The following is a 12,856-nucleotide window of genomic DNA, read 5'->3' on the forward strand; positions in this document are numbered from 1 at the left end:
CCTGCACAAAAAAACCGCGATCTCGCTGCTGCCATCAAAGGTGTTTTGCCTGTAACCGCCTGTTCCTGCTGCAGCCGCGGTGCGACAATATTTCTCGCCCGTTGACGTGACTTGTTCGCGCCTAGGCTGCGTCAAGACTTTAGTTCGGGGCAATCCTGGCCCCCGAACCGAGCGATGCCAGCGTACCGTGCTGCGCATTTCTGGACTTCCACTGTCCGATCACTTGAGGTTACAAGCAAGATGGCCAAGGCCGCCGATGTCGTTGTGCAATGCCTGGAAAACGAAGGTGTCGAGTATGTGTTCGGCATTCCCGGTGAGGAAAACCTCGACCTGCTGGAATCCCTGCGCAAGTCGAAGATCAAGCTGGTCCTGACCCGTCACGAGCAATCGGCGGGTTTCATGGCTGCCACCTATGGCCGTCTGACCGGCAAGACCGGCGTCAGCCTGTCGACCTTGGGCCCTGGCGCGACCAACCTGGTGACCGCCAGTGCCTATGCCTATCTCGGCGGCATGCCGATGATGATGATCACCGGCCAGAAACCGATCAAGAAGTCCAAGCAAGGCCGTTTCCAGATCATTGACGTGTGCGGCATGATGGACCCCATCACCAAGTACACCCACCAGTTCGCTTCGGCCGACAACATTCCGGCCCGCATGCGTGAAGCGTTCCGCCTGGCCGAAGAAGAAAAGCCGGGCGCCGTGCACCTGGAACTGCCGGAAGACATCGCCGCCGAGCAGACCGACGCCCTGCCGATCCCGCGCAGCCTGCACCGTCGCCCGCTGGCCGAGCACGTGGCCATCGAAGCCGCTGTAGAAAAACTGCAAAAGGCCCGCAGCCCGATCCTGGTAATCGGCGCCGGTGCCAACCGCAAGATGACCGCCAAGGTGCTCAAGCAGCTGATCGACAAGACCGGCATCCCGTTCGTCACCACCCAGATGGGTAAAGGGGTGGTCGACGAGCGTCATCCGCGCTTCCTGGGCAACGCTGCACTGTCGTCGGGCGACTTCGTACACCGCGCCATCGAAGCCGCCGACCTGATCATCAACATCGGTCACGACGTGATCGAGAAGCCGCCGTTCTTCATGGTCCGTGGCGGTACCGAAGTCATCCACATCAGCTTCCGCTCCGCCGAAGTCGATGCCGTGTACTTCCCACAGGTCGAAGTGATCGGCGACATCGCCAACGCCGTGTGGCAGATCAGCGAACAACTCGGTGATACCGCGCATTGGGACTTCAGCCGCTTGATGGCGATTCGTGAAGCCAACGAAGCGCAAATCGCCGAAGGCGGCGACGACGACCGCTTCCCGGTCTACCCGCAGCGCATGGTCGCCGACATCCGTCGCGTACTGCCCTCCGAGGGCATCGTTGCCTTGGACAACGGCATCTACAAGATCTGGTTCGCCCGTAACTACAAGGCGCACAAGCCCAACACCGTGCTGCTGGACAACGCCCTGGCGACCATGGGCGCCGGCTTGCCATCGGCCATGGCGGCGCACCTGGTGTACCCGGATCGCCCGGTGATCTCGGTGTGCGGCGACGGCGGCTTCATGATGAACAGCCAGGAGCTGGAAACGGCAGTGCGCCTTGGCATGCACATCACCGTGGTGATCCTGCGTGACGATGGCTACGGCATGATCCGCTGGAAGCAGGCCAACATGGGCTTCACCGATTTCGGCCTGGACTATGGCAACCCGGACTTCGTCAAATATGCCGAAGCCTACGGTGCCAATGGCCACCGCGTAGAAAGCGCCGAAGCGTTCCTGCCGCTGCTCGAGCACTGCATCAGGACCCCCGGCGTGCACGTGATCGACTGCCCGGTCGACTACAGCGAGAACGACCGCATTCTCAACAGCGAGCTGCGTGAGCGCGCGCTGGCCGTTTAACGCCTGACGTCCTCATCGCCGGCCCGTCAGCTCCCAGACATTGCCTGGGAGCTGGCGGGCCGGCAATTGTTTTTGCCCAAGCAAAGTATTGCCTCAGGCCTGGCATCGCTGTGCTAGGGTGCAGGCAAATCGTCATCCAGGATGCCCGCTCATGCTCCCCGCCCTCAGCGACAAAGAACTCGATCGCCTAGAAGATCTGCTGATCACCTATGGCAACGACTACTCGGTACTCAACCTCGCAGAGTTGCACGGTTTTCTCACGGCCCTGGCGAGCTCCCCGGTCAACGTCATTCCGGAAAAATGGTTGCCCGTGGTCGCCGGCGGCAAGGTGCCCAAATTCAAGCGGCCAGCCCACGCCGAGGCTTACACGGCACTGCTGCTGCGCTTCGCCAACGAAGTCACCGAAGACCTGGCCTACGACCTCGATCACTTCGAGCCCATCTTCGAGCAGAGCACCAATGACGAGGCTCCGACCATCATCATGGAAGAATGGTGCTTCGGCTACATGCGCGGCACTCAGCTGGCAGGCTGGCAGGCGTTGCCGGCAGAGCAGGATGCGCTGCTCAAGGACATTTCCCTGCATGGGCTGGAGGACAACTTCGAGTTGCTCGATGCATTGAGCTTCGACGAACACCAGGCTTACGCACCACGCATCGTCAAGGCAGCCCGTGCCTTGTACCGTTTTCACAAACAACCGTCGGCTTGACCTTCAACCCGCAGCATTATTTCGCCTGGCGAAATTATGGTTTCCCCGCTGCGCTGATTCTGCTGCCAGGCATATCGGCGCACGATGGGCTCCACCCGACACCGCAAGGTGTCACCACCGGAGCCTCAGCCATGATCAAACTCTACACCTTCCCCAAGTCCGGCCATGCCCACCGCATCGAACTGATGCTGTCGCTGCTGCAGCTGCCCACCGAACCGATAGTGGTCGACCTGGCCAAGGGTGAACACAAGCAAGCGCAGTTTCTTGCCATCAACCCGTTCGGCCAAGTGCCGGTCATCGATGATGACGGCACCGTGATCGCCGACTCCAATGCCATTCTGGTCTACCTTGCAGGCACTTACGACAAGACCGGCCAGTGGTTGCCGCATGCGCCAATCGCCGCAGCCAGGGTTCAACGTTGGCTCTCGGTTGCCGCCGGGCCGCTGGCCTTTGGCCCCGCCGCAGCGCGCCTGATCACGGTGTTCGGCGCCTCGTTCAACAGTGATGAAGTGATCGGCCGCGCGCACAGCCTGCTCAAGGTGATGGATGCAGCGCTGGCCACCTCCGTCTTTCTGGCCGGCGACCAGCCAACCATCGCCGATGTCGCCAATTACTCGTACACCGCTCACGCACCGGAGGGCAATGTGTCGCTGCAACCTTACCCGAACGTGCGCGCCTGGTTATCGCGGATCGAGGCATTGCCCGGCTTCGTCGCCATGCCACGCACTGTCGTAGGCCTGCAAACCAGTCTCTGAGTTGCCCCACACGAGGACTGCCGCCATGACCGAACCCCTTGAGCAACGTCCCTCACCCTGGCATGCCGGTGAACGCCGCCTGCAAGCACAGGTGGGTGTTTTGGAGCGCATGCAAGCCTTCGGGCAGAAGGTCATCCGCGACCATATGCCCGAGCAGCACCGGACTTTCTACGCGCAACTGCCGTTCATCGTCGCCGGCGCCGTTGATGCCAGCGGCTCACCCTGGGCGACGCTGCTTGAGGGCGCCGAAGGCTTTGTCAGCTCGCCCGATCCTCGGCACCTGCTGATCGATGCGCGAGCGCGCGACGATGACCCCGCCGGCGCCGGCCTGACGAGCGGGCAGGCCATCGGCCTGCTGGGCATCGAACTGCATACGCGGCGCCGCAATCGCCTCAATGGCCTGATCGGTCAGGCAGCGGATGGTCGGCTCGAGGTCGTGGTCGAGCAGTCATTCGGCAATTGCCCGCAGTACATCCAGCTGCGCGAGTACACCCGCGTCCAGGCGCAGCCGCAGCCGCGAATCGATGCATCGACCTTGGATGCATACACCACCGCGATGATCAACAATGCCGACACCTTGTTCGTTGCCAGCTATGTCGATCAGCCAGGCGGTCAGCGCGCGGTGGATGTCTCGCACCGCGGCGGCCGGCCGGGCTTCGTCAGGGTCGAGGGCAACCGCCTGAGCATTCCCGACTACGCCGGCAACCTGCACTTCAACACCCTGGGCAATCTGCTGGAGAACCCAGTGGCGGGGCTGCTGTTCGTTGACTTCGCCACCGGCGATGTCCTGCAAGTCAGCGGGCGCACCGAGGTGATTCTGCAAAGCCCGCTGATCAACGCCTTCGAAGGCGCCGAGCGTCTGTGGACGCTGGACATCGAGCAGGTGGTGCTCCGTCGCGCCGCCCTCGGCCTGCGCTGGGCCTTTCAGGAATATGCACCAACCAGCCTGCACACCGGAACCTGGTCTGAAGCCGAGCTACGGCTGCAACAACGCGACCAACGAGGTCAGTGGCGAGACTGGCGAGTCGAGCGGGTCGAGCAGGAAAGCCGCGATATCCGCTCCTACTACCTGGCTGCCGACGGCCCGGTGACGTTCTTGCCGGGTCAACACATCCCGGTGCGCATCCCTCAGGCGGGCAGCGCACCGCTGATCCGCACCTATAGCTTGTCATCGGCCCCCTCTGACGGGTATCTGCGCATCAGCGTCAAAGCCCAGGGGCCGGCGTCGCGCTACCTGCATGCGCAGATCAAGGTCGGCGACAGCCTGCAAGTACGGGCACCGGTGGGCACTTTCACCCTCGACAGCAGCAGCGAACGGCCCATCGTGCTGATCGGCGCTGGGGTGGGCATTACGCCGTTGATGGCTATGCTGCATGAACTGCTGGCCAGTGGGCAAGGCCGGCGCATCCATCTGTTCCATGGCGCCCGTAGCCTCGCTGACCTGCCGTTTCAACAGGAATTGGCGAGCCTTCTGCGCAACGCCCAAGGCCAGCTTACCGTGCACCGATCCCTGAGCCAGCCGCAGGCCGACGATGTGCCAGGCCACGACTACCAACACGCAGGGCGTCTCGGCATCGAGCACGTCAAGGCGGCGCTTAGGCTGGATGACTACGATTTCTACCTGTGCGGGCCGGCAAGCTTCACCCAGGACTTGTACGAAGGTTTGCGCGCGGTGCATGTGCCCGATGCCCGTATTCATGCCGAAGCGTTCGGACCGTCGACCTTGCGCCGCCATGGCGATGACCCGCAACCCACGCTGCAACAGCCGCCAGCGGCCAGTGAAGCCGTAGCGGTAATGTTCGCCGACTCGGCCAAGGAGGCGCGCTGGACCCCCGGTGACGGCAGCCTGCTGGAGCTGGCCGAGGCGCGGGGGCTGTCGCCGCCATTCAGCTGCCGGGGCGGCTCTTGCGGCACCTGCACGACCAAGGTGTTGCAAGGGCAGGTGCATTACCCCAACCCGCCTGCGCAAATGCCCGAGCCGGGCAGCGCATTGATCTGCTGCGCGGTGCCGGCAGAAGCCCTGGTGCTGCAGCTCTGAGGTCGGTCAGCAAAAGCCGGCCAGATAGCCGATAATCCCTGCACCTTGTCGACGGCCTGGAATGCGCATGGATCAGATCCACCTGATGAAGGTTTTCGTGGCGGTTGGCGAGCTGGAGAGCTTTGCCGCCGCAGCGCGCAGCCTGGACCTCTCGCCAGCAGCCGTGACCCGCGCCGTCAGCGCCCTGGAAGCGCAACTGGGAGTCAGGCTGCTGCTGCGCACCACGCGCCACGTCCGCCTGACCGACGCCGGCAGCCGCTACCTCGAAGACACTCGGCACATCCTTGCCCGCATCCATGAGGCCAACGAAGCGGCCGCCGGAATCAACGCCACGCTCAAGGGTGAGTTGGCCGTCACCGCGCCGATCCTGTTCGGCAAGAAGTTCGTCATGCCGTGCATGGTGCGTTACCTGAAGCAGTATCCCGAGGTCGATGTGTCGGCGTACTTCCTCGACCGCGTGGTGAACATGGTCGAGGAGGGCATGGACGTGGCAGTGCGCATCGGTCCGCTGCCGGACTCGGGCCTCAAGGCGCTGCGCGTCGGCCGGGTACGGCGCATGTTGTGCGCAGCGCCCGAGTACCTGGCGCGCAGGGGCGAGCCGCAGCACCCGGGCGAGCTGCCGGCCCACGACGTCATCGCCACCAGCAACCTGTCACCGCGTGCCGGCTGGCGCTTCGGCCTGGCCGATGACGCCACTACCGTGCGCATGCAGCCGCGGCTGACCGTGACCAGTAACGACGGCGCGATCGCCGCTGCCGTCGGCGGCCTGGGCATCGCCCGGTTGCTGTCGTACCAGGTGGTCGACGAGCTGGCCAGCGGTCAGTTGCAGGTGGTTCTGGCCCAGTACGAGGAGGCGCCCTGGCCGATCCACATCCTGCACCGCGAGAGCAAGCATGGTTCGGCCAAGGTCCGTACCTTCATCGATATGCTGGCGGCAGATCTGCATGCCCGTCAGCTGGACTGAGCGCCCCGATTCACAGCGCCTGATACTGCATGTGCCAGCTCAAGCCGGTCGCCTGGCCGGTTTCCAGCAAGCGCAGGCCCGGGCGCTGCGGCAGGTGATGGGCATTGACCGGATGACTCACCGGCTCGAAGCAGAAGAACGCCTGCTGCGGTGGGCAGTACAACATGAAGTGCTCGGCGCCGCTGGCGCGACAGCGCAAGCGATAGCCTGCCGTCGGTTGCTCGATCACGCAGTCTCCGGCCCAGCCGCTGAACGCGTGATCGACCAAGGTGCCGGGAAGCGCGGCGCCGTCGCCGAAGTTCCACGGCTCCGGCAGCGCGGCCTGACGGGTTGGCAGGCCATCGTCGTCGGCGAGCCAGACGCTGTCGGCGCCAACCTGTAAGCGCGTATCGGGCAAGCGCGGAAAATACGGGTGCAGGCCCAGGCCGTACCAGGTTGGCATGGGCCCTTGGTGGATCACCTGCAGGGCCAAGCTCAGGCACCCGCCGTGCAACTGCACATCCAGCGTCGCCTGATAGGCGAAGGGCAGCGTGCTGACCAGGCACAGTCGCGCGCGGTCGACGCTGCACTGCTGCACTTGCCAGGCTTGTTGCCAGGCACTGCCGTGAATCGGGTAGGGATCGTGCGCGCTGTTGGCCTGCAGGGCCAACCAGCCCCCCGGACACTCGAAACCGCCATGGGCGATTCGGTTCGACCACGGGGCCAGCGGATAACAGCCCAGCTGCCGCGGGTTGCCGCTGGCCAGCGCGGCGGCATCCGTCGGGCGCAGCAATGCCTGGCCGCTGGCCTTGAGCCGCCAGTTGACCAGGCTGGCACCAAGGCTCGGCGCAATGGTCAATTCGCTCAGCTGATCTTGCAGATGCAGCAACGGCACACTCATCACGGCCTCCGATAGGTCAGCAGGACGATACCGCACACCACCACGGCGCCGCCGAGCAGCTGCAGGCCGCTCAGTTGCTGGCCCAACAGCGCCCAGCCCAGCAGCAGGGTGGCGATGGGCTCGACATTCATCACCGGTGCGTTCTGCGCCATGTTCAGGCGCGGCACGCAGACGAACAGCAAGGTGAAGGCGACGCCATACAACACCACCAGGCTGCCCAGGGCCATCCAGCCGCTGCTGCTGGCCGGCGGCGACAAGCCAGCCGGCATGACCCCGCTCAGGCCTGCCAGCAGCATGCTGACGAAGACGATCAGCAGGGTCAGCAAGCTGCGCACCGGGCCGCGCACCGCTGCCAGCTTGTGATCGGTGATCCACAAGGCGCAGGCGAACACGCACGCCGCGCCAAAGGCCAGGCCGATGCCCAGCGCCCAGTGCGGATTGCCATCGCCACCGTCGCCCAGGCGCGCCGGCACATCCAGTGCCAGCACCAGGCCACACAGGATCAAGCCCATGCACAGCAGGGTACGTGCGCTCGGCCGGGCGCCCCCCAGGGCCCAGGTCAACAGCGCCAGCAGCATCGGGAAGGTATTGCCCACCAACAGGGCCAGGGCTACCGGGATGCGCGCCACGGCCGAGTACAGACACAGGCTCTGGGTGGCGATCAGCAGGCCCAGGAGCAATTGCCAGCCGCCGCTGCCGGCGGGCAGGCCCAACGGTTGGCGTTGCCACAGCACCAGGCTGGCCAACACCAGCAGGGTAATACCGGAGCGGCACAAAATCGCCAGCAGCACGCCGGTTTCATCGTCAAAGGCGATGCGTGCGGCGATGTGGTTGCCGGCGAACGAGCAGGCCAGCAGCGCCAGCAGGGCGATGGCCAGCTTGCGCGGGAACAGGGGGGCAGCAGAAGAGGAAACAGCCATGTGCAGGATCCGTTTGCAGCGCAACGCAGGGCCGCACGGGCGGCCCCGGTCACTGGAATTACAACACCATGCTAGGCAGCCATAGCGAGATCGCCGGGATGTAGGTCACTGCCATCAACACCAGGAACAGCGCCACGTAGAATGGCAGCAGCGCCTTCACCGTGGCCTCGATGCTGACCTTGCCGATGGCCGAGCCGACGAACAGCACCGCGCCCACCGGCGGGGTGATCAGCCCGATGCCCAGGTTGACCAGCATGATCATGCCGAAGTGCACCGGGTCCACGCCGATGCCGGTGATCACCGGTAGCAGGATCGGCGTCAGGATCAGGATCAGCGGCGCCATGTCCATGACCGTGCCCAACAGCAGGAGCATGAAGTTGATGCACATCAGGATCACATAGCGGTTATCCGAGAAGGTCAGGAACGCCGTGGTGATCTTCGACGGGATCTGCATCAGGGTCATGACGTAGCCGAAGCTGGCTGCGAAGGCGATCAGGATCATCACGATCGAGATCGTCCGTACGGTGCGGTGCATCAGTTTGGGCAGGTCGCGCCACTTGTAGTCGCGGTAGATGAACATGGTCACGAAGAACGACCACACCACGGCTACCGCCGCCGATTCAGTCGCCGTGAACACCCCCGAAAGAATGCCGCCGAGGATGATGACCATGGCCATCAGCCCCCACAGCGCTTCCCCGGCGATCTTCAGTGCCTGGCGCAGCGGAATCACCTCGCCCTTGGGGTAGTTGCGCTTCTTGGCGAAGATCAGGCACAGGCCCATCATCACCGCGCTGAGCAACAGCCCTGGCATCACCCCGGCCATGAACAGCGAGGCAATCGATACGGTGCCGCCAGCGGCGAGCGAGTAGAGCACCGAGTTGTGGCTCGGCGGGGTCAGCAACGCCTGTACCGAGCCGCTGACGGTGACCGCCGTGGAAAACTCGCGGGGGTAGCCCTTGCGTTCCATCTCCGGGATCAGCACCGAGCCGACCGACGCCGTGTCAGCGACCGAAGAACCGGAAATCGCCCCGAAGAAGGTCGAAGCGGTGATGTTGACCAGCGACAGGCCACCGCGCACGAAACCCACCAGCACTCCGGCGAAGGCGACCAGGCGCCGCGACATGCCGCCTTCGGCCATGATCGCCCCGGCCAGGACGAAGAACGGGATGGCCAACAACGAGAATTTGTTAACGCCGCTGGCCACCTGGATCATCATCGCCTGCAGCGGGATGTCGATGTACCAGGCGCCAATCAGCGCGGACAGCCCCAGGGCATAGGCCACCGGCATGCCGAGCAGGATCAGGGCGACGAAACTGCCCAACAGAATCAATGCATCCATTTATGCCGCCCCCTCGTTTTCTTCCACCAGATCGAAGCGCACGACCCTGCGCTGGCTCTGATCGCCCAGCAGGAGTTTTTCCAGCACGAAAATCAACGTCAGCAGGCCGCCCACCGGGATGGGCGCGTAGCTCATGCCCACGCGCATGCTCGGCAGCGAGGCCATGTACTGATTCCAGGTGGTGGCGCACAGCTTGAAGCCATACCAGGTCATGAACAGGCACACCCCGACCATCAGCAGTTGGGTCAATACCGCCACCAGGCGCCGGGTGGGTTCGGGCATGCGATCGGTGACCATCGCCACCGCCATGTGCGCGCCGGCACGGTAACTGGCGGCGGCGCCGATGAAGGTGAACAGCACCATCAGCAGGATCGACACCGGCTCCGGCCAGCTGGAGCCGGTACCCAGGACGTAGCGGGCGAAGATGCCCCAGGGAATGATCAGCGTCATGGTCAGGATCGACAGCCCGGCGACCCAGATACAGGCGCGGTAGAGCGTGTCGTTGACGCGCAGGAACAGCATTTTCATAGGCATCACCAGAGCGGCAGGGCGACGGGCGTCGCGCTGCCGCGGTCTTCTTGGAAGGGGGCCGGCGTTACTGAACGGCGTCGATACGCTTCATCAGGTCGGCGTATTGCGCACCGTATTTCTCGCGCACCGGGGCGGTGGCGTCATAGAAGGGCTTGGTGTCGACGGCGATGAACTCGACGCCGGCCGCCTTGAGCTTCTCTTCACTGGCGGCGGACTTGGCATCCCACAGCGCGCGCTCTTCCATCTGCGCTTCGCGGGCGACCTTCTTCACCAGCGCCTGTTGATCGGCGCTGAGCTTGTTCCAGGTGGTCTTGGACATCACCACAGGCTCGGGCAGGATCAGATGGTTGGTCAAGGTGAAGTACTTGGCGCTCTGGTAGTGGTTATGCTCGAGCAGGGTCGGCGGGTTGTTCTCGGCGCCGTCGATCACCCCGGTCTGCAGGGCGCTGAAGATCTCGCCGGTGTCCATGGCGATACCGTTGCCGCCCATGGCGTTCATCATGTCGATGAACAGCGGGTTGCCCTGTACGCGGATCTTCATGCCCTTGAGGTCTGCGAGGCTGCGCACCGGCTTTTTCGTGTACAGGCTGCGCGAGCCGCCATCCATCCAGGCCAGCGCCACCAGGTTGAATTCGGAATGGGTGATCTTGTCGAGGATCTCCTGGCCGATCTCGCCGTCGATGATCTTGCGCATGTGCGCATGGTCGCGGAACACGAACGGCATGTTGAACACGTTCACATCCGGCACCACCGGGCCGACGATGCCCAGGCTGACCCGGGTCATCTGCACGGCACCGATCTGCGCCTGCTCGATCACCTCTTTTTCCGAGCCCAATACGCCACCGGGGAACATCTTGAAGGTGATGTCACCGTTGCTGGCCTGTTCGAGCTTCTTGCCCATGTTCTGTTCGGCGACCACGGTCGGGTAACCGGCCGGGTGAATTTCGGCGAACTTGATGTCCAGCGCCGAGGCTGGCATCGACAGGCTGAAAGCGAACGGGAGTACGGCAAGAAGCAGCTTGCGTTTGAAGGTCATGGTGAAACTCCGTGGTTTTTATTATCTGGTTTCGCGTGTCAGTGGCAGGTAAAACAGGGCGCTTCAGCCGCGCCAGGCAGGTTCCTCCAGGCCTTGGGCGCCCGGGCGCAGGGCGAACACACCGCCCGCCAGGGGCTGGTCGGCAAGGTCGCTGTCGGCTGGGCGAATGGAGGTGACGAACAAAGTGTCTAGGTTGGCGCCGCCGAAGGCGCACATGGCCGGTTTCTTCACCGGCACCGTGAGCGAGCGGTCCAGGCGTCCATCCGGGGTGAAACGGTGAATCTGCCCGGCATCGTTGCCGCAGATCCAATAGCAGCCGTCGGTGTCGATGGCCGCGCCGTCGGGGCGCCCGGGAAACGCGCGCATGTCGACGAACAGCCGCTGGTTGTGGGGCGTGGCGCTGTCGATGTCATAGTCGAAGGCCCAGATCTTCTGCACAGCAGGGTGCGAGTCGGACAGGTACATGCGCGTGCCGTCAGGGCTGAAGGCCAGGCCATTGGGCACGATCATGTCCTTGAGCTGGCGGTGCAAGCGGCCTTCGCCTTCGACCCGATACAGCGCCCCGACATGCGCGCCTTGTTGCATGTCCATGAGCATGCTGCCGGCCCAGAAACGCCCTTGGCGATCACAGCGGCCGTCGTTGAAGCGCATGCCCGGTTGCCCGTGCTCGACTGCCGCAATCAGACGACTGTGCAGGCTGCCATCGGCCTCGGCGCGGACCTGGTAGATGCCATCTTCCATGCCGGCCAACCAGCCGTTCGCAGCGCGCGCGATGCAGGCCAGCATCTGCTCACCCTGCCAGCGCTGGTGCTTGCCGCCGTGCCACCGGTGCAGCTGGCGCGCTGGAATATCGACCCAGTACAGGGCCTGCTCGGCGGGGTGCCACACAGGGCTTTCGCCTGTGCCATTGCGGGCGTCGACGATCAGTTCGCAGTGCATGCTCAGGCCTCCTGGCCGTGCGGGTCAGTTGAACGGGCCAGCTGCGACGAAGGCGCCGCCCTGATAGACCATGCTGGGGTCTTGCGCAGCGGGCGCAGGCTTGGCCTCTACCGCGGCGCGAAACACCTCGGAGGTGTCCTTGGGTTGGTAACCCAAGTGGGCCGCGTAGCGGTTGTCCCACCACACCGTGGCATTGTCGGAAGCGCCGTAGACCACGGTGTGACCGACGTCAGGGGTGAACAGGCTGCGCTCGATCAATTGGCTGAGGTCGTCGTAGCTCAGCCAGGTGCAGAGCATGCGCGGATTCTGTGGCTGCTCGAAGGATGAGCCAATGCGCAGGCTGACGGTTTCGATGCCATAGCGATCGAAATAGAAGCTGGCGACGTCTTCGCCGTAGCATTTGGACAGGCCGTAATAGCTGTCGGGGCGGCGCAAGGCGTGCGCGTCGATGCGCTGATCCTGACGGTAGAAGCCGATCACATGATTGGAACTGGCGAAGACCACGCGCTTGACGCCATGCTTGCGCGCCGCTTCGTAGATATGGAACACGCCACAGATGTTCGGCCCGAGGATGTCTTCGAAGGCGTGCTCGGTGGACACCCCGCCAAAATGCACGATGGCATCGACACCTTCGACCAAGGCGTGGACTGCCGCTTTATCGGCCAGGTCGCAGCGGACCACTTCTTCGTGAGGGCCGGCAGCAGGGGCCATCGGCGCGATGTCGGAAAGGCGCAGGACTTCGGCACAGTCGCTCAGGCGCTGGCGTAGAACCTTGCCCAGGCCGCCTGCCGCTCCGGTGAGCAGCAGGCGCTTAAAGGGGGTTTTGGTCATGTCGGTCTACTTATTGTTAATTGTTGTAAGTTG

The 12,856-nt window shown here is 64.0% G+C and carries 12 protein-coding genes; 5 read left to right on the plus strand and 7 right to left on the minus strand.

The genetic code is table 11. The features are described from left to right. Window positions 1–240: 240 nt before the first annotated feature. The 5 genes from ACLEJW_RS21185 to ACLEJW_RS21205 all read left to right on the plus strand — a co-directional run bounded on the left by ACLEJW_RS21185 (window position 241) and on the right by ACLEJW_RS21205 (window position 6,347). Entirely contained in the window at window positions 241–1,884 is a 1,644-nt protein-coding gene (locus tag ACLEJW_RS21185) for an acetolactate synthase large subunit (RefSeq protein ID WP_145193208.1), read from the plus strand. 151 nt (window positions 1,885–2,035) lie between these two features. After that, entirely contained in the window at window positions 2,036–2,590 is a 555-nt protein-coding gene (locus tag ACLEJW_RS21190; RefSeq protein WP_313299098.1) for a UPF0149 family protein, read from the plus strand. Window positions 2,591–2,721: 131 nt separating this feature from the next. Further along, window positions 2,722–3,345: a glutathione S-transferase family protein gene (locus ACLEJW_RS21195; RefSeq protein WP_440778207.1), complete on the plus strand. Its 624-nt coding sequence runs from the start codon at window positions 2,722–2,724 to the stop codon at window positions 3,343–3,345. 25 nt (window positions 3,346–3,370) lie between these two features. Continuing rightward, a complete protein-coding gene (locus ACLEJW_RS21200) occupies window positions 3,371–5,383 on the plus strand; it encodes a 2Fe-2S iron-sulfur cluster-binding protein (RefSeq protein ID WP_440778208.1) in 2,013 nt (670 codons plus the stop codon). Between the two features lie 67 nt (window positions 5,384–5,450). Further along, window positions 5,451–6,347, plus strand: coding sequence for a LysR family transcriptional regulator (locus tag ACLEJW_RS21205; RefSeq protein WP_440778209.1), 897 nt, complete (start codon window positions 5,451–5,453; stop codon window positions 6,345–6,347). A gap of 10 nt (window positions 6,348–6,357) precedes the next feature. Here ACLEJW_RS21205 and ACLEJW_RS21210 read toward each other — a convergent pair whose 3' ends face one another. The 7 genes from ACLEJW_RS21210 to ACLEJW_RS21240 form a co-directional block, all read right to left on the minus strand. Then, the gene (locus ACLEJW_RS21210; RefSeq protein ID WP_440778210.1) at window positions 6,358–7,227 is read right to left on the minus strand and encodes an aldose 1-epimerase; all 870 of its coding nucleotides are present in this window, start codon (window positions 7,225–7,227) and stop codon (window positions 6,358–6,360) included. Beyond that, entirely contained in the window at window positions 7,227–8,147 is a 921-nt protein-coding gene (locus ACLEJW_RS21215) for an EamA family transporter (protein WP_440778211.1), read from the minus strand. The genes ACLEJW_RS21210 and ACLEJW_RS21215 overlap by 1 nt, the downstream gene beginning before the upstream one ends. 58 nt (window positions 8,148–8,205) lie before the next feature. Continuing rightward, entirely contained in the window at window positions 8,206–9,486 is a 1,281-nt protein-coding gene (locus ACLEJW_RS21220) for a TRAP transporter large permease (protein ID WP_145193223.1), read from the minus strand. Beyond that, a complete protein-coding gene (locus ACLEJW_RS21225) occupies window positions 9,487–10,014 on the minus strand; it encodes a TRAP transporter small permease (RefSeq protein ID WP_313299084.1) in 528 nt (175 codons plus the stop codon). Between the two features lie 67 nt (window positions 10,015–10,081). Continuing rightward, window positions 10,082–11,053, minus strand: a complete 972-nt coding sequence (locus ACLEJW_RS21230) for a TRAP transporter substrate-binding protein (protein WP_145193226.1) — start codon at window positions 11,051–11,053, stop codon at window positions 10,082–10,084. 63 nt (window positions 11,054–11,116) lie between these two features. After that, window positions 11,117–11,992 (minus strand): glucurono-1,5-lactonase, encoded by an 876-nt coding sequence (locus ACLEJW_RS21235; protein ID WP_313459602.1) that lies wholly within the window; start codon window positions 11,990–11,992, stop codon window positions 11,117–11,119. 24 nt (window positions 11,993–12,016) lie between these two features. Next, a complete protein-coding gene (locus ACLEJW_RS21240; protein WP_145193230.1) occupies window positions 12,017–12,823 on the minus strand; it encodes an NAD-dependent epimerase/dehydratase family protein in 807 nt (268 codons plus the stop codon). Between the last annotated feature and the right edge of the window lie 33 nt (window positions 12,824–12,856).

This window comes from Pseudomonas sp. SMSB3 (genome assembly GCF_052041965.1).
GTDB lineage: Bacteria > Pseudomonadota > Gammaproteobacteria > Pseudomonadales > Pseudomonadaceae > Aquipseudomonas.

Bases quoted from the DNA above. Each gene is read 5' to 3' on its own strand.
- ACLEJW_RS21185 (WP_145193208.1), top strand. From the start codon at position 241: ATGGCCAAGGCCGCCGATGTCGTTGTGCAATGCCTGGAAAACGAAGGT.
- ACLEJW_RS21190 (WP_313299098.1), top strand. From the start codon at position 2,036: ATGCTCCCCGCCCTCAGCGACAAAGAACTCGATCGCCTAGAAGATCTG.
- ACLEJW_RS21195 (WP_440778207.1), top strand. From the start codon at position 2,722: ATGATCAAACTCTACACCTTCCCCAAGTCCGGCCATGCCCACCGCATC.
- ACLEJW_RS21200 (WP_440778208.1), top strand. From the start codon at position 3,371: ATGACCGAACCCCTTGAGCAACGTCCCTCACCCTGGCATGCCGGTGAA.
- ACLEJW_RS21205 (WP_440778209.1), top strand. From the start codon at position 5,451: ATGGATCAGATCCACCTGATGAAGGTTTTCGTGGCGGTTGGCGAGCTG.
- ACLEJW_RS21210 (WP_440778210.1), bottom strand. From the start codon at position 7,227: ATGAGTGTGCCGTTGCTGCATCTGCAAGATCAGCTGAGCGAATTGACC.
- ACLEJW_RS21215 (WP_440778211.1), bottom strand. From the start codon at position 8,147: ATGGCTGTTTCCTCTTCTGCTGCCCCCCTGTTCCCGCGCAAGCTGGCC.
- ACLEJW_RS21220 (WP_145193223.1), bottom strand. From the start codon at position 9,486: ATGGATGCATTGATTCTGTTGGGCAGTTTCGTCGCCCTGATCCTGCTC.
- ACLEJW_RS21225 (WP_313299084.1), bottom strand. From the start codon at position 10,014: ATGAAAATGCTGTTCCTGCGCGTCAACGACACGCTCTACCGCGCCTGT.
- ACLEJW_RS21230 (WP_145193226.1), bottom strand. From the start codon at position 11,053: ATGACCTTCAAACGCAAGCTGCTTCTTGCCGTACTCCCGTTCGCTTTC.
- ACLEJW_RS21235 (WP_313459602.1), bottom strand. From the start codon at position 11,992: ATGCACTGCGAACTGATCGTCGACGCCCGCAATGGCACAGGCGAAAGC.
- ACLEJW_RS21240 (WP_145193230.1), bottom strand. From the start codon at position 12,823: ATGACCAAAACCCCCTTTAAGCGCCTGCTGCTCACCGGAGCGGCAGGC.